The sequence below is a fragment of the Planomonospora sp. ID91781 genome (assembly GCF_015711595.1).
GTDB classification, from domain to species: Bacteria; Actinomycetota; Actinomycetes; order Streptosporangiales; family Streptosporangiaceae; genus Planomonospora; species Planomonospora parontospora.
Genome location: NZ_JABTEY010000002.1, coordinates 115,370 through 130,983 on the forward strand (window position 1 = coordinate 115,370; position 15,614 = coordinate 130,983).

The following is a 15,614-nucleotide window of genomic DNA, read 5'->3' on the forward strand; positions in this document are numbered from 1 at the left end:
CGTGTGGCCTTGATCGCGGCCTTCTTCTGCTTGCCCGAGGCCTTGGCGGGCTTCTTTTTCTCGACCATTCTCTCCCCCTGGTTTTTTGTACGGCGATGCAGCTGATCGCGTGCATCAAGCCTGTTCGTACCCTTTTCGGGGGTTGGCCATCCATCGGGAGGGGAGGGGCGGGTGACGTCTCCGGGTCCGTCCCCGATGTCCTCTGCGGGCTCCGGTGCGGGGCGGGAGCGGCTCCGGAAATCGTCTCCCGTTCCCGTGCGGCGGGCAGGCAAAGAAGAGGTAAATCGCAGCCCTCGGAACGGATAACGATCTTCATGATTGGGCAGAACGTCGGCACACGCCTTGCATTCCGGGGAGGTGCGGCATGGCCTGGTCGAAAGACGAGGAGCGAATGCTGCTGCAGATCGAGCGTCACCTCGTCGACGAGGACCCGCGGCTGGCCGCGCGGCTGGAGTCGTTCAACGAGCGCGTCCAGCGCAGGGAGGGCGGCCGCCGCCGGGGGGATCCCGGAGGCGGGGCGGGGCGGTTGCGCAGGCGCCCGCGCCGTTCGACGGTCGTCATCATGGTCAGCTGGTTGCTGATCGCGACCCTGATCGCGACGCTGCTGATCATGGTCCTGCGTCACGACGCCGCCGCGCTCCCGCTCTGAGCGGACGCGCGGGGCGGCCGGAGCGGGGGCGGGTCAGTCCAGGGCGCGCAGGAACGCCGCGGCCACGGGGGCCGCGTCCGTGCCGCCGCCCGCGCCCTCCTCGACGATCACGGCGAAGGCCAGGTCGCCCCTGAAGCCGATGAACCAGGCGTGGGTCTTCAGGTCGTCCTGCGGGCCGTACTCCGCGGTGCCGGTCTTGCCGCGGGTGCCCGCGGGAAGGCCCGCGCCCTCGGCGGTGCCCTTGGTGACCACGGCGGACATCATCCGGTGCATCGGGCCGACGACGCCTTCGGGCAGGGCCCGGGGCTCGAGCTTCTGCGCGGCAGACGGCACGAGGGTCGGCGGACGCCAGGTGCCGTCGGCGAGCGCGGCGGCGACCGAGGCCATCATCAGCGGGCTGGCGGTGATGCGGCCCTGGCCGAAGGACTCGGCGGCCAGTTCGGCGTCGCTCTCGGCTCGGGGGATCTTGCCGCCGTGTACTTCGGCGGTCCCGATGTCGAGCTGCTCGTTGAAGCCGAACAGCTCGGCGGTCCGCACCATCTCGTCGGCGCCCAGCCGCTCCTTGGCCAGCGGGGCGAAGGTGGTGTTGCAGGAGTGGGCGAAGGAGTCGGAGAAGGTCACCGAGCCGTACGCGGCGTGGTGGGAGTTGCGGATCGGCAGCCCGCCGATGTTGACGTCCTTGGGGCAGGTGACCTTGTCGCCGGGGCCCACACCGGCTTCGAGGAGCCCGACGGCGGTGACCGCCTTGAAGGTGGAGCCGGGCGGGTAGGCGCCGTTCAGGGCGCGGTTGAAGCCGCCCTTGTTGTTGACGACGGCGAGGATCTCCCCGGTCGAGGGCTCGACCGCGACCATCGAGGCGGTCTTGTCGAGGTCGCGTACGGCTCCGGCCGCGGCGTTCTGGACCCGCAGGTCCAGGCTGGTCTCCAGGGGCTCGCCCTTCTCGCCCTCGATGGTGCCGACGGTCTTGGCGGTCCCGGCCGCGCCGCCGGTGCCGACGAGCTGGATCTGGGTGCTCGGGGTCCCGGCCAGGCGCTGCTGGAACCTCTCCTGCAGGCCGCCCCGTCCGACGGCCTGGCCGGTCCTGTAGGAGGAGCCGAGCTTCTTGACGTCCTTGTCGGTGGCCTTGTCGAGGAAGCCGACGAGCTGCTGGACCGAGCCGCCCACGTCGCCGCCGTCGATGCGCTCGCCGCCTGCGGCGGTGATGGCCGCCCGTTCGGGCCAGTCGGTCTTCAGCGCGAAGGAGGATCCGGCGGTGAGGTCGGGGTGGACCGCCCTGGGGGACCAGTCGACCTTCCAGTGCCGGTCGACGACCGCCAGGTCGATGGTCCCGGAGTAGCTCCACTCGCCGACGTTCTTCAGCCGGAGGGTGGCGGTGTAGGCGGCCTGGGCGGTGTCGTCGCCGGTCTCGCGGACCGAGTCGAGCCGGATCGCGGTGCCCTCCACCGCCCAGCCCTTGCGCATGTCGTCGTAGGCGCGGGCGAAGGCGGGATCGGCGGTGCCCAGCTCGGCCCGCATGGCGGCCTGGTCGCCTCGCTGCCAGGCCTGGGTGAAGCGCTGCGCGGTCTCCTGCGGGGTGCCGCGCGTGTGGAGGTACCACCAGGCTCCGCCGCCGGCGGCACCCGCCACCAGCACGGTGGTCACCGTCGTGATCGCTATCGTCCTGCCGCGCGGCATCTGGCCACCCCCGTTCGCCGAAGCTCAGCGCACCACCCTAGCCTGACCAATCCGACATGTGCCGAAATATGATCAGCTGTCCTGGGTGCGGCGGGGGGCGTAGGCGGTCACGTACTCCTGCCCGGAGAGGCGCTGGATCTCGGCCATGATCTCGTCGGTCACCCTGCGGCGGTCGCGGGCGCTGCTCTCCGAGCCGGTGAACGTCATCGGCTCGCCGATCCGCACCCCGACCCGGCCCAGCCGCGGGACCGACGCGCCGATCGGCAGCACCCTGTCGGTGCCGGACATGGCCACCGGGAGCACCGGCGCCCCGGTGGCCAGAGCCAGCCAGGCGACGCCGACCTTGCCGCGGTAGAGGCGGCCGTCGGGGGAGCGGGTGCCCTCGGGGTAGATGCCGAACAGGCCGCCGTCCTTGAGCACCCGGGCCGCGGCGTCGAGCATGTCCTGCGCGGCGGTGGGGCTCTGCCGGTCGATGGCGATCTGGCCGGTGGCCCGCATCCACGCGGCGGTGACGGGGTTGCCGGTGAAGTACTCCTGCTTGGCGACGAAACGCACCTGGCGGGGGACCACCAGGGGCAGGAAGGTCGAGTCGAGGACCGAGAGGTGGTTGGAGGCCAGGATGGCCGGCCCGGCGGCGGGCACGTGCTCCACTCCGGTGGCCGTGGTCGGCCAGAGCAGGTGCAGGAAGGGAGAGCTGACGGTCTTGGCCAGGCGGTAGAGCACGGACTCTCCTCACGGTACGGAAGAACACCACAGTAGGCGGTGGCCTGGTGACCGGCGGGTGTGGACATCCTCACAAGCCAAGCTTTGATGTTTGTAGCCCTGGTCCAAAGCCGGGGGCCCGAAAGGCACAGAGGGGACGCCGGGGACACAGAGGGGCGCCAGGGCGAAGAAAAGCGCCCCGCGGGCGCCGGAGCGCCCGCGGGGCGGAACGTTTAGTGCCGATGTGGCGGTCGCCTCCTCGGCGAGAGGCACAACACGGCTCCAGCCGAACGGTATTCCGTGAAGGCGGTAATTTGCGGCCCGGGGGACACAAACCACATCGGCACGATGACTCTAACGGACGCAGGGGGGTGGTTATTCCACTTCCCGGTTACCGGTGCGCCGGATGTGGTCGCCCGTGCGCTCCGGGCGGGGAGGACGCGGCGGGCAGGCGGACGGTGAAGACGGTGCCGCCGCCCTTCCGGGGCGCCGCGGCGGCGGTCCCGCCGTGCGCCTCGACGATCGCCCGGGTGACGGCGAGGCCCAGGCCGGTGCCCTTGATCCCGGCCTCCTGCGCGGTGGAGGCACGGAAGAACCGGCCGAACAGCTGCGGGTACTCCTCCGCCGGGACGCCGATGCCGGTGTCGGCCACGGTGACGACGGCGGCCCGGTCCGCGTCGTCGCCGCCGAGGCCGACGGTGACGGCGCCGCCGTCGGGGGTGTACTTGACGGCGTTGGAGAGCAGGTTGTCGAGGACCTGGCGGAGCCGTACCGGGTCGGCGTGCACGGGCGGGTGCGGGGCCAGGTCGGTGGCGACGGTCAGGTGCCTGGCCGCGGCGGCGGCCCGGTGGTCGTCGACGGCCTGGCGCACCAGCCGGGCCAGGGAGACCGGGCGCGGGTCGATGGCGATGTGCCCGGCGTCCAGGCGGGCCAGGTCCAGCAGGTCGTCGACCAGGTCCAGCAGATGGGCGCTGGTCCGGTCGATGACGTCGGCGAACATGCGCTGGGTGCCGGTCAGCCCCGGAGTGTCGACGAGCATCTCGACGTAGCCGCGGATCGCGCCGACCGGGTTGCGCAGCTCGTGGCTGACCAGGGCGACCAGCTCGTCCTTCATCCGGTCGCGCTCCTCGGCCAGGCGGTGGCGCTCGGTCACGTCGGTGGAGATGCCGTCGGCGAACAGCCGGCCGTCCTCGCGGCGCGGCGTGCTGCGGATCCAGATCCACCGGACGGCGCCGTCCAGGCCGATGACGCGGCACTCGACCTGCGCCGGGATCCCGGTGTTGACCTTCTCGTCGAAGGCGGTGTAGGCGGGCAGGTCCTCGGGGTGGACGTGGCGGCGCAGGAGGCCGGAGATGTCGGCGCCCTCCGGGACCCGGCCGCCGAACACGCCGGCGGCGTTCTGGCTCTGGTAGACCGAGCGGGCCCGGCCGTCGGGGGTGATCTCGATGGTCCAGACGTTGTCGTCGAGCTGGGAGACGACCTGGTCGAAGTGGCGGCGGCTGGCGGCCAGGGCCAGGGCCAGCTCCTCGGCGCGGCGGCGCTCCATGAAGCGGCCGACGTGCGCGCAGACGCCGTCGAGCAGGGCGACCAGGTCGTCGTCGGGCTCCTGGACGGCTTCGCTGCAGAAGACCAGCACCCCCAGCACCTGGTCGCCGCTGCGGACCGGCAGGGCGATGGCCGAGCGCAGACCCGCCTCCAGCGCCTCCCGCCTGCGCGGGAAGGGGCGGGGCTCGGTCCTCAGATCGCTCATCCAGACCGTCCGGCCGGTGGCCCACACCCGCCCGGGCAGGCCCTGCCCGCGCCGGACCGCCTCCGTGGGGTCACCGGTGAATGCCAGCCCGGGCCTGTGCCACGCACCGGCGCGGACCAGGGCGCTGCGGTCGGGATCGATCTGCCAGTACTCCCCGTAGGACCAGTCCAGCGCCCGGGTGACCGCGGTGAGCACGCGCGCGGCCGCCTGCTCGCTGCAGACCGCCTCGGCCAGCGCCTGCGCCACGGCGTGCTGGGCGTCGCGCAGCACCTGGGCGCGGTGCTGGTCGGTGATGTCGTGCAGGGCGGAGACCGCGCCCAGGCGGCGTCCGTCGGGGGTGGTGATGGGGCGGCCGTTGACCACGCAGCGGCGCGGTTCGGCCTCCGGCGGGCGGATCACCAGGTGCTGGCCGTCGACGTTCTCGCCGGCCCGGGCCCGGGCCAGCGGCGCCTGCTCGGGCCGGAGCGGGGTGCGCCCGTCCGGGGCGAACAGGTTCCGGTCCTGCGGCCAGTCACCGTCGCTCCCGCCCGGCGGATCGCCCGGCACGCGGTGCAGCTCGCGGGCCGCTCGGTTGAACAGGGTGAGCCGGCCGTCCCCGTCGCAGGCCATCACGCCGACCTGGAGGCTGTCCAGCAGCGCCCGCAGGAACGTCCGCTCCTCCTCCAGCCGGCGCCGGGCCTCGCGGCGGTCGCTGATGTCGTGCACGAACGCGTGCAGCAGTGGCCCGCCGGGCCGGTCGTCGACCTGCAGGGCCATCTCGATGGGGAACTCCCGGCCCGCCCGGTCGGCGACGGTCAGCTCCAGGCGGTGGTCGGGCAGGTCGGAGGCGCCGTGCTCGTGCAGGTGGGCCAGTCCCTCGTCGTACCGGTGGCGCAGCGAGGGCGGAGCGATCAGGGCGGTCACGCTCCGGCCCAGGGCCTCGGCCGCCGGCCAGCCGAACAGCCGCTCGGCCGCGGCGTTCCACGCGCGTACGGTCCCGGCGGCGTCGAACGAGATGAAGGCGTCGCGGGCCCGTTCCAGGATCGCCTGCAGCGCCTGCGCGTCACCCAGATCTCCGACCGTCCCCATGGCTTCCGCCCTCCCCGGTTTCACCCATATATGGCCTATATATTCCCCTTGTCTTTTGTAACGGTATGCGCAGGAGCCGTCTCGCGCCGCAACGGGCGGGTGCCGGACGCGGACGGCCGCGGCTACAGGGGCTCGGCGGCCGGGAGGGTGATCCGGTCGACGGCCTCGCGGCGGCGCCGCTCGGGGCGGCGATCGTAGCGGGCGGTGGTGGCGGGGGAGGAGTGGCCGACCAGCGCCTGGGTGGTGGCGAGGTCCACGCCCGCGTCGAGCAGCTCGCCGATGAAGGTGCGGCGGAAGTCGTGGGGGGTGCGCGGTGCGGCTCCGGCCTGGGCCAGCCGCCGGGCCAGGATGTCGGCGACGGCCTGGCCCGTCATGGCCGCGGGCCCGCCGTCGCGGAAGCGCAGGAAACCCGCTCTGCCGATGGGGCAGAACAGTGCTCCGGAGGCGCGGCCCCGCACGGCCAGCCAGCGCTCCAGCCGGCCGACGGCCTGGGAGGTGAGGTAGACCAGACGCTCCTTGTCGCGCTTGCCGCGCACCCGCAGCGAGCGGGAGGCCGGGTCGTAGTCGCCGAGCGTCAGCCCGGCGATCTCGGCGCGGCGGCAGCCGGTGGAGTACAGCGCGGCGAGCAGGGCGGCGTCGCGGACGCCGGCGGGGGAGTCGTCGGCCTCGCAGGCGGCCAGGGCCGCGCCGACGACTTCGGCGGGGACGTGCTGGCCGGCGGGCAGCCGGGTGTGCTCGACGGTCGGCAGGTCCGCGGCGCGCTGGTACTCCTCCGCGCTCATCCGCCCGAGCCGCCAGGCCTCCCGCAGCACCCTGCGCAGTGCGACGAGGTGCTTGTTGACGTAGGAGGGGGACCAGCCGCGCTCGGTCATCAGGGCGCGCAGGCGCACGGTGTGCTCGTAGCGCAGCAGGTGCCAGGGCTGGCCGGCCCCGGAGGCGGCCTCGTCGCCGGAGATGAGGACGGCCAGGCGGTCCAGGCAGCCGCGCATCGTGCGGCGGGACTCGGGGCTGGCGAGGGAGTCGAGGTAGACCCGGTAGGGGTCGCGCGCGGGCTCGACCGCGGGCCCGGTCTCTGCGGGGGGTACGGCTGGCAGGCTCATCGGGGGAGATCCTATCGCCATCTATTGATCTACAGCGTAAAGGTACATGGACGTCACAGAACGATCTTGGAGGACTTCACAGCGGCGAGGGGGCAGGGCAGGATCGGCCCCATGGGCAACGGAACGGTCGTGGCGGTGAGCCGCAGCGGCGAGCACCTCTTCAGCAAGCCGAACGAGGCGGGGATCCGCCTGCTGGCGGGTCTCGGGGTCGAGGGGGACGCGCACTGCGGCGTGACGGTGAAGCACCGTTCACGGGTGGCGCAGGACCCGGCGCAGCCGAACCTGCGCCAGGTGCACCTGATCCACGCCGAGCTCCACGACGAGCTGGCGGCGGCGGGGTTCACGGTGGCGGCGGGGCAGCTGGGGGAGAACGTCACGACGCGCGGGGTCGACCTGCTCGCCCTGCCCGTGGGCGCGCTGCTGCGGCTGGGGGACGAGGCGGTGGTGGAGGTGACCGGCCTGCGCAATCCCTGCGCGCAGATCGACGGGTTCCGGCCGGGCCTGCTCCGGCAGGTGGTGGGCCGGGACGCGCAGGGCCGGGTGGTGCGCAAGGCGGGGATCATGGGCGTGGTGGTGGCCGGCGGCGTGGTGCGCTCCGGTGACGCGGTCGGGGTGGAGCTGCCGCCGCCGCCGCACCGCCCGCTGGACCGGGTCTAGACCGTATTGGAATAGATCGTTCCGATCCGATATGATCTCCGGCAGCCGATCGAGAGGAACCCCATGCCGGAGACGTTGAGCAGGCGGGCGCTCAACCGCGCGACGCTGGAGCGGCAGCTGCTGCTCTCCCGGGCGGACCTGCCCGCGCTGGACGCGGTCCGGCACCTGTACGGCATGCAGGCGCAGGCCCCGGCCCCGCCGTACGTCGGGCTGCGGAGCCGGTTGGAGGGGTTCGAGCCCGACGACCTGTCCGGGTTGCTGTACGACCGGAGGGTGGTGCGGCTGTCGCTGATGCGGTCCACCATCCACCTGGTGACGGCGGAGGACTGCCTGGCGCTGCGCCCCCTGCTGGCGCCGATGATGGAGCGGGGGCTGCGCGGGCGCAAGGGCCTGGCCGGGCTGGAGCCGTCGGAGGTCGGGCGGGTGGGGCGGGAGCTGGTGGAGGAGCGTCCGCTGACCTTCCGGGAGCTGGGGGCGGCGCTGGCCGGGCGGTGGCCTGATCGTGATCCCGCCGACCTGGTGGCGGCGGTGCGGGAGACGGTGCCGCTGGTGCAGGTGCCGCCGCGGGGCGTGTGGGGGGTGGGCGGGCAGCCGGCGCACACGAGCGCTGAGGCGTGGCTGGGCCGCCCGCTGGACGGGGCGGCGGGGCCGGCGGAGATGGTGCGGCGCTACCTGGCGGCCTACGGTCCGGCGTCGGTGATGGACGTGCAGCAGTGGTCGGGGATGACGAGGCTGGGGGAGGTCGTGCGGGGGATGGGCCTGCGGGTCTTCACGACCGAGGACGGGACCGAGGTGGTGGACCTGCCGGAGGCGGTGCTGCCGGATCCGGAGGTGCCCGCCCCGGTGCGCTACCTGGCGGAGTTCGACAACATGCTGCTGTCCTTCTCGGCGCGGACGCGGACGCGGATCATGGCGGACGAGCACCGGGGGCGGGTGTTCACGGTGAACGGGATCATCAAGGCGACGGTGCTGGTGGACGGATTCGTGCGGGGGCTGTGGCGGGTGGCGTCCGGCCGGGGCGAGGCGGTGCTGGAGGTGGAGCCGTTCGTTCCGGTGACGGCGGCGGAGCGGGCGGAGCTGGAGGCGGAGGGCATGCGGATGCTGGAGCTGTTCGCTCCGTCGGCGCAGGTGCGGGGGGTGCGGTTCGTCTGATCGCCGGAGACCGGCCCGGCCGCGGGTCTCCGGAACGGTCCTCGGATTCAAGGCCATTGCCGCGGATTGGCCGTTCTCCGGGTCGTGCCGCCGGTCGATGATGGGCCCATGGTCTCTGCGGGCGGTGTGGCGGGCATGGCGGCGGTGGCTCTGGGGATGGTGCTGACCCCGGGCCCCAACATGGTCTATCTGGTGTCGCGGTCGGTGGCGCAGGGGCGGCGGGCGGGGCTCGTCTCGCTGCTGGGGGTGGCGGCGGGCTTCGTGTTCTACCTGGTGGCGGTGGTGGCGGGGATCACCGCGGTGTTCGCCGTGGTGCCGGCCGCCTACACGGCGATCAAGCTGGCCGGGGCGGCGTACCTCCTCTGGCTGGCCTGGTGCGCGGTGCGGCCGGGCGGGGGGTCGGTCTTCGCGTCGCGGGAGCTTCCGCCGGACCGGCCGGCGCGGCTGTTCGCCATGGGACTGGTCACCAGCCTGCTGAATCCGAAGATCGCGGTCATGTACGTCTCGCTGCTGCCGCAGTTCGTGGATCCGGCGCTGGGCGACGTGGCGGGACAGAGCCTGGTCCTGGGGCTCACGCAGATCGCGGTGGCGGTGACCGGCAACGGGGTGTTCGTGCTGACGGCGGGCTCGCTGGCGGCGTTCCTCGGCGGCCGGCCGCTGTGGGCGCGGGTGCAGCGCCGGCTGATGGGGACCGTGCTGGGCGGGCTGGCGGTGCACCTGGCGCTGGACCGCTCCCCGGCGGCCGGGTGAGGGGTTCCGCCGTCGCCCGCGGTCCGGCCCGGAGCCGGGAACGAATATTACTAACAGGTCAGTAACTTGTAATGTGAGCTTGTAAATCCGGTGGTGCGGGCGGACATTCTGAGCATCCAGCTGATCGGGGGAGGACCCCAGGAGGCCAGATTGAAGATTCCGCGCCGGGCACTCGTCCTTCTCACCGCACTGGCCGCCGCGCTCGCCCCGGGGGCGGTCGCCGCGGAGACCGCGCAGGCGTCGCAGGCCGTCACCTCGATGGCCTCGATGGGCGACTCCATCACGCGGGGGTTCAACGCCTGCGGCTTCTACGTCGACTGCCCGTCCAGGTCCTGGTCCACCGGCTCGAGCTCGTCGGTGCACAGCCACTACCGGCGGCTGCAGGAGGCCGGTGCCGACCCCGTCGCCCACAACGTCGGCCGCTCGGGGGCCAAGGTCGCCGATCTGCAGGGGCAGGCCGAGCGGGCCGTCGCCGCGGGGGCCGGGTACGTGACGGTCCTGATCGGGGCCAACGACGCCTGCACCTCGTCGGAGGCGGGGATGACGTCGGTGGCCGACTTCGAGGCGAGGTTCCGTACGGCGATGCGGACGCTCGCGGACGGCCTGCCGGAGGCGACGGTGCTCGTGGCGAGCATCCCCGACATCAGGCGGCTGTGGGAGGTCGGCAAGGGCAGTTCCTCGGCCCGGGCGGCGTGGGCGGCGCTGAACATCTGCCAGTCGATGCTGGCGCGGCCGCGCTCGACGGACCAGGCGGACGTGGAGCGGCGGGAGCGGGTGCGCCAGCGGGTGGCCGACTTCAACGCGGTGCTGGCGAGGGTCTGCGCCGAGCAGGCCGGCTGCCGGTACGACGGCGGGGCGGTGTTCGGCTACCCGTTCGAGCTGTCGCACATGAGCCGCTGGGACTACTTCCACCCCAACACCGCCGGGCAGCGGTTGCTGGCCGAGGTCACCTATCCGCTGGCGGGTCTCGAAGGGTGAGGCTCCGGCGGTGCCCGCCGTACGCGCCGAGGGGCGGGGCGGGCACCGCCGGCGGCTCGGTCGGCGGGCCGGTCGGCGGGCCGGGCGGCGGGGCGCTCAGCCGGCCGCCTCCCGGTAGCGGTCGGCGAGGGTGCGCAGGAGGTCGCGGAGTTCCGGCGGATCCAGGACGGTGAAGGGCACGCCGAGGGTGCCGAGGAAGGCGGCCACGTTGTGCAGGGACTCGCCGCCGGTCTCCAGCACGCCGTCGTCGTGCAGGAGGCCGGCGGTGGGCGGGAGGACCTCGGAGATCCGGTCCAGGGGGGCGTGCAGGCGGACGCGGGCCGGGTGCTTCCAGGCGGTGGAGGCGACGCCGCGGATGACGTGGGTGGCGGCGTCGTCGGGGGGAGTGCGGGGGGTGAAGCGGGGACCGTTGGGGGTGCGCAGGGTCATGCGGTCGGCGCGGAAGGTGCGCCAGTCGGCGCGGCCGGTGTCCCAGGCGAGCAGGTACCAGCGGCGGCCGGTGTAGACGAGGCGGTGGGGCTCGGCGGTGCGCGGGCCGGTGGCGCCGCCGTGGTCGCGGTAGTCGAAGCGCAGCCGCTCGTGGTCGCGGATGGCGGCGGCGACGGCGGTGAGCGTCGCGGCGTCGACGGTGGGGCCGCGGCCGGCCACCGAGACGGTGGCCGCGCCCACGGCGTCGATGCGGTGCCGCAGCCGGGAGGGGAGCATCTGCTGGAGTTTGGTCAGGGCGCGCAGCGAGGTCTCCTCCAGGCCGGTCACCGTGCCGGCGGCCGCGGCGTGCAGGCTGACGGCCACGGCCACGGCCTCCTCGTCGTCGAGGATGAGCGGGGGCAGGGCCGCGCCGGCGCCGAGCCGGTAGCCGCCCGCGGTGCCGGTGGCCGAGTGGATGCGGTAGCCGAGGATGCGCAGCCGCTCGATGTCGTTGCGCACGGTCCTGGTGGTGACGCCGAGCCGGTCGGCGAGCTCGGGGCCGGGCCAGTCGGGGCGCGACTGCAGCAGGGCCAGCAGCCGCAGGAGCCGGACCGAGGTTTCCAACATCTTCTCAGTCTGCCAGGAGTTGAGGAAACGTACGTTCCGCAAGGGCTTCTAGTGTCCGGGGAAGAGAGCAACGAGAGGGGCACTCAGATGCTGCGAGGACCGGCCACCGTCAACCTCTGGGCCGACGACCTGGAGGCGGCCAGGAAGTGGTACACCGAGCTGCTGGGCGTCGAGCCGTACTTCGAGAGGCCCGGCGGCGGGCGGCCGGCCGCCTACTACGAGTTCAGGATCGGCGACCGGCAGACCGAGGTCGGGCTCATCGACCGGCGCTACGCCCCGCCGGGCGCGGACGGCGCCGGTCCCGGGGGCGTGGTGCTGCACTGGCACGTCGACGACGTGCAGGCGGCCCTGGACCGGCTGCTGGACATGGGGGCCGCGCCGTACATGCCGCTCACCGAGTACGGTCCCGGATTCGTCACCGCCTCGGTGGTCGACCCGTTCGGCAACGTGCTCGGCGTCATGTACAACCGGCACTACCTGGAGGTTCTGGGCTGATGATGCGTTTCGCGGACGCCGCGCAGTGGGAGTCGTGGCTGGCCGGCCACCACGCGACGGAGGACGAGGCCTGGCTGGAGATCGCCAGGAAGGGGTCGGGCGAGGAGCTGATCACGATCGGGGAGGCGCTGGAGGTCGCGCTGTGCTACGGCTGGATCGACAGCCACCGCAGGTCCTGCGACGAGCGGCGCTTCCTGCAGCGGTACTCGCCGCGGCGCGGTGGCAGCGCCTGGTCCCGGGTGAACGTCGAGCGGGTGGAGGCGCTGACCGCGGCCGGGCGGATGCGCCCGCCCGGCCTGGCGGAGGTCGCCGCGGCCCGGGCGGACGGCCGCTGGGCGGCGGCCTACGCCGCCCAGCGGGAGGCGGTCGTCCCGCCCGATCTGGCCGAGGCGCTGGCGGCCCGCCCGGAGGCCGCCGCGCGGTTCGAGGCGCTCGGCAGGACCGGCCGCTACCGGGTGGTCCTGCCGCTGCTGAAGGCCAGGACCCCGGCCGGGCGGGCGGCCCGCCTGCAGCGGGCGGTGCTCGGCCTGCTGGACGGGTGACGTCAGTCGTCCCAGGCGGGGGAGAAGCGCGCCCGCCAGCCGCCGGGCAGCCTCACCGCGCGCCAGCCGGCGGCGTAGCGGGGCGGAGCGGTGCCGCGGTAGACCAGCAGCAGCCGGTCGCCCGCGTCGAGGGCCCGCCGGACGGGGGCGGGCGGGGTGCGGGGGAAGTCGCGGACGAGTCCCCGCGAGCGGCAGCCCAGCAGGTAGCCGATCTGGACGCCGGACTGGCCGTAGACCGTGCACGGGGCCCGCACGCCCATGCGGCGCAGTTCCGCGGTGGCCAGCCGTACCCGTTCGCGGCCCTCGTAGGCGATGGCCGACATGCGGTGCGCGTAGGCGCCCTGGAGCGCGAGGTGGGCCAGCAGCCCGGCGGCGGTGAACGCGGCGGCGAGGGGGCGCAGCGGGGGGCGGCTGCGCCGTACCAGCGCGAGGGCGCCGGCCGCGACGGGCAGCGCCAGCAGCGCGTAGGCGGGCATGAGGAAGCGGGGGGCGGCATAGCCCACGTAGAACAGGTACGGCAGGGCGCTCGCCGCGGCGACGGCCGCCGCCAGCAGCAGGGGGCCGGGGCGGCGCCGGTCGCGCCAGGCGGTCCACAGGCCGACCGCGGCCATCAAGGGGATCGCCAGCCACCAGGTCAGGGCCAGGGGGGAGACGTCGCCGCAGTCGGTGCCCCAGCGGCACAGGGACGGGCCGTCCAGCGCGCCGGCGTGCTCGGTGACGGAGACGGTCAGGCCCGTCAGGTTGGCCCGCCCGGCGGCGTGCATCCGGGCGGCCGCACCGCCGTACCGCAGCTCGGCCTCCAGCAGCCACTCGCCCCAGCCCACGGCCAGTCCGGCGGCGACGGCCGCCAGGGCGGCCGGGCGGCGCGGGCGGGTCAGGAGCGCCGCGGCGGCCAGGGGCGCGGCGACGACGAGCGCGTCCGAGGGGCGCAGCAGCGCCATGGCTGCCATCGCGGCGGCCAGGCCCGCGAGTGCGGCGCGGGAGCGGTGGGGCAGGCAGAGCAGGCCGGTCGCGGCGACGGCGGTCAGCGCCACGTACAGGTTGGGCATGGCCTCGTTGCCGTAGAACAGCGACAGCCAGCAGCCGGCGAACAGCAGCGCGGCCAGCGGGGCGGTGTAGCCGGGGCGCACGCGCGTCCAGATCAGGAAGGCGCCGTACAGGGCGAGGGAGGACAGCGCGGTGAGGTAGAGGCGCAGCGCGGTCACCGAGTCGGTCAGCGCGGTCACCGGGGCGACCAGCAGGGGCACGCCCTGGGCGCGGGGCGCGCTGAACTCGGCCGGGGGCGCGTGCGCGGCGAACTGGCTGGCGTAGATCGCCTCGTCCCAGCCGATGCCCATGCGGGGCGAGACGATCGCCAGCTGGGCCGTGCCGTACAGCGCGGCGACCAGCCCGAGCAGGGCGGCGGGGCGGGTCAGCGGGTGCCGCGGGATACGCGGGGGGCGCGGCGGCGGGGTGGGGGAGGAGGGCGTGCGGGCGAGGGTGCTCGTCATCGCGGCCGTCCGGGGGCGTGCCGCCGGGTGGTCGTCGCAGAAGGCGTCATGTCGGGTGTCTCTCCTGGTCGCCGGTGGTGTCCCGGCACGCCGTGCCGCGGGGCGGCGGTCGGGCGGAGGGAGGGATACCCGGGCGGGGCGGGGCGTACGGCGCACGGCGCGTCAAGGTTGGAGAAACCGGCTGGGGCAGGAGTTGACGCTGATGCGGTGGCCGTGGGTGTGACCGCGGCGGGGAACGCAGCGGGAGCGGAGCGGGACGTTCCGGCGGCGCCTGGCCGCCTCTGCCGGATTTTTCGGTGTTTTTTCTATCGGATGGATCTCGAGGGTGAGCTGGTGGAAGGCGGCGGGCGGGCGGGGCCGGTCGCCGGAGCGGTCGCATGGGCCGTGCGGGAGGGGGAAGTGCCTCGGGGTGCCCGCCGAAAGATCACCGTTACGGCGGATCCGCCGCGATCGTCATCCGCGGCGGAGCGAACGGGCGGTGGTCCCACGCCGTCCCGGCCGGCGGGTGTTCAACCGGATACCGCAGACGGGAGAACCTGGTGACACCGACCGATCACGACAGACGGAACGGGCGGAAGCGGGTCGGCGCGAGCGGAGCCCGCCGTGGCCTTCCGCGGCCGCTGATCCTCACCACCGCCGCGGCGCTGCTGGCCTCGGGCGGTCTCGGCGCGGCCGCGGCCTCGGCGGCCACGCCCGCGCCCCCGCCGCCGCAGAGCCCGGCGCCGACGGGGACGGCCACCGAGGCGCCGACCGGCACTCCGGCCCCGACAGGGAGCTCGACAGCGAGCCCAACCGGGAGCCCGACCGCCCCCGGGACCCCCCTGCCGCCCGCGCCGGCGCCCGTGCCCGCGCTGCCCACCGTGCACCCGCTGGAGTTCGCCGGCGCGGTGCACGGCGAGTTCCTGGTGGGCACGGAGGACCCGTGCGTGTTCACGACGGTCTTCGCCCAGACGGGGCAGGTGACCGCCGTGGCCGATGATTCGCTCGCGGTGCGCAGCGCGGACGGCTTCGAGCAGGTGTACGCGCTCACCGACGACACCCGCGTCGTCGCGGGCAGGCGCGGCGACCGCCCGGTCCGCCAGGACGACTGGGTGGTCCTGACCGCGACGCGCGAGGGGGAGTCGGCCACGGCCGCCTACGTCTACGACCTGTCCCGGCCGGCGAAGAAGCACCGGCGCGGCTGGTGGTACCAGCGGCAGTGGCCGCCCGGCGCGGTCAAGTGGCGGACCCCCGCCCCCTGCCCCACGCCGCCGCAGACGCCGGTTCCCACCGCCAGCGCGACCCCCACGGCGATGCCGACCGCGACCCCGACGGTCCCTCCGGAGGCGACGCCCACGGAGACCTCCACGGCGACCGCCACGCCCACCGACCCGCCGCCGGCCCCCGGCGGAACCCCGACGGCGACCCCCGCTCCGTGAGCCCGTACCTCCCGAGCGCCTGAGACGGGTGAAGCGCGGCCCGAAGAACCGAGGCGCGGCCCGAGGACCTGAGCCGGGTGAAGCGGGTGAAGCGCGGCCCGAGGACCTGAGGTGGGGCCGCCCGGCCCGGCCCGGTCCTGCCCCGGTCCGCTCC

At 74.4% G+C, this 15,614-nt stretch carries 14 protein-coding genes; 8 read left to right on the forward strand and 6 right to left on the reverse strand.

What is annotated here, in order from left to right; all coding sequences use genetic code 11:
- The first annotated feature begins 364 nt into the window (after positions 1 to 364).
- Complete coding sequence (locus tag HS048_RS19705) at positions 365 to 649, forward strand: DUF3040 domain-containing protein (RefSeq protein WP_068900719.1); 285 nt, start codon at positions 365 to 367, stop codon at positions 647 to 649.
- A gap of 33 nt (positions 650 to 682) precedes the next feature.
- Here HS048_RS19705 and HS048_RS19710 read toward each other — a convergent pair whose 3' ends face one another.
- The 4 genes from HS048_RS19710 to HS048_RS19725 form a co-directional block, all read right to left on the reverse strand.
- Positions 683 to 2,323: a penicillin-binding transpeptidase domain-containing protein gene (locus tag HS048_RS19710; protein WP_196468177.1), complete on the reverse strand. Its 1,641-nt coding sequence runs from the start codon at positions 2,321 to 2,323 to the stop codon at positions 683 to 685.
- A 72-nt stretch (positions 2,324 to 2,395) separates the two neighbouring features.
- Positions 2,396 to 3,046, reverse strand: coding sequence for a 1-acyl-sn-glycerol-3-phosphate acyltransferase (locus tag HS048_RS19715; protein WP_068900723.1), 651 nt, complete (start codon positions 3,044 to 3,046; stop codon positions 2,396 to 2,398).
- Positions 3,047 to 3,416: 370 nt separating this feature from the next.
- Entirely contained in the window at positions 3,417 to 5,843 is a 2,427-nt protein-coding gene (locus HS048_RS19720) for a PAS domain S-box protein (RefSeq protein ID WP_196468178.1), read from the reverse strand.
- Between the two features lie 122 nt (positions 5,844 to 5,965).
- On the reverse strand, positions 5,966 to 6,943 hold the full coding sequence (locus HS048_RS19725) for a tyrosine-type recombinase/integrase (RefSeq protein ID WP_196468179.1): 978 nt from the start codon (positions 6,941 to 6,943) through the stop codon (positions 5,966 to 5,968).
- Positions 6,944 to 7,054: 111 nt separating this feature from the next.
- Between HS048_RS19725 and HS048_RS19730 the strand changes: the two genes are divergently transcribed.
- From HS048_RS19730 to HS048_RS19745, 4 genes are all read left to right on the forward strand, one after another.
- Complete coding sequence (locus tag HS048_RS19730) at positions 7,055 to 7,600, forward strand: MOSC domain-containing protein (protein ID WP_068900732.1); 546 nt, start codon at positions 7,055 to 7,057, stop codon at positions 7,598 to 7,600.
- Positions 7,601 to 7,663: 63 nt separating this feature from the next.
- Complete coding sequence (locus HS048_RS19735) at positions 7,664 to 8,752, forward strand: winged helix DNA-binding domain-containing protein (protein ID WP_196468180.1); 1,089 nt, start codon at positions 7,664 to 7,666, stop codon at positions 8,750 to 8,752.
- Between the two features lie 108 nt (positions 8,753 to 8,860).
- Positions 8,861 to 9,502: a LysE family translocator gene (locus HS048_RS19740; protein ID WP_068900736.1), complete on the forward strand. Its 642-nt coding sequence runs from the start codon at positions 8,861 to 8,863 to the stop codon at positions 9,500 to 9,502.
- Between the two features lie 150 nt (positions 9,503 to 9,652).
- Entirely contained in the window at positions 9,653 to 10,480 is an 828-nt protein-coding gene (locus HS048_RS19745; protein WP_068900737.1) for a GDSL-type esterase/lipase family protein, read from the forward strand.
- 96 nt (positions 10,481 to 10,576) lie between these two features.
- Here HS048_RS19745 and HS048_RS19750 read toward each other — a convergent pair whose 3' ends face one another.
- On the reverse strand, positions 10,577 to 11,515 hold the full coding sequence (locus HS048_RS19750; RefSeq protein ID WP_068901006.1) for a YafY family protein: 939 nt from the start codon (positions 11,513 to 11,515) through the stop codon (positions 10,577 to 10,579).
- 87 nt (positions 11,516 to 11,602) lie between these two features.
- Here HS048_RS19750 and HS048_RS19755 point away from each other — a divergent pair, with 87 nt between their 5' ends.
- Both HS048_RS19755 and HS048_RS19760 read left to right on the forward strand, forming a co-directional pair.
- The gene (locus HS048_RS19755; RefSeq protein ID WP_196468181.1) at positions 11,603 to 12,010 is read left to right on the forward strand and encodes a VOC family protein; all 408 of its coding nucleotides are present in this window, start codon (positions 11,603 to 11,605) and stop codon (positions 12,008 to 12,010) included.
- Positions 12,010 to 12,552, forward strand: coding sequence for a YdeI family protein (locus HS048_RS19760; protein ID WP_196468182.1), 543 nt, complete (start codon positions 12,010 to 12,012; stop codon positions 12,550 to 12,552). Before HS048_RS19755 ends, HS048_RS19760 begins: the two co-directional genes overlap by 1 nt.
- Positions 12,553 to 12,554: 2 nt before the next feature.
- Here the strand turns inward: HS048_RS19760 and HS048_RS19765 are convergent, their stop codons facing one another.
- Positions 12,555 to 14,042: a hypothetical protein gene (locus HS048_RS19765; RefSeq protein WP_196468183.1), complete on the reverse strand. Its 1,488-nt coding sequence runs from the start codon at positions 14,040 to 14,042 to the stop codon at positions 12,555 to 12,557.
- Between the two features lie 539 nt (positions 14,043 to 14,581).
- On the opposite strand from HS048_RS19765, the gene HS048_RS19770 reads away from it, so the two are divergent.
- On the forward strand, positions 14,582 to 15,460 hold the full coding sequence (locus HS048_RS19770; RefSeq protein WP_196468184.1) for a hypothetical protein: 879 nt from the start codon (positions 14,582 to 14,584) through the stop codon (positions 15,458 to 15,460).
- Positions 15,461 to 15,614 lie beyond the last annotated feature (154 nt).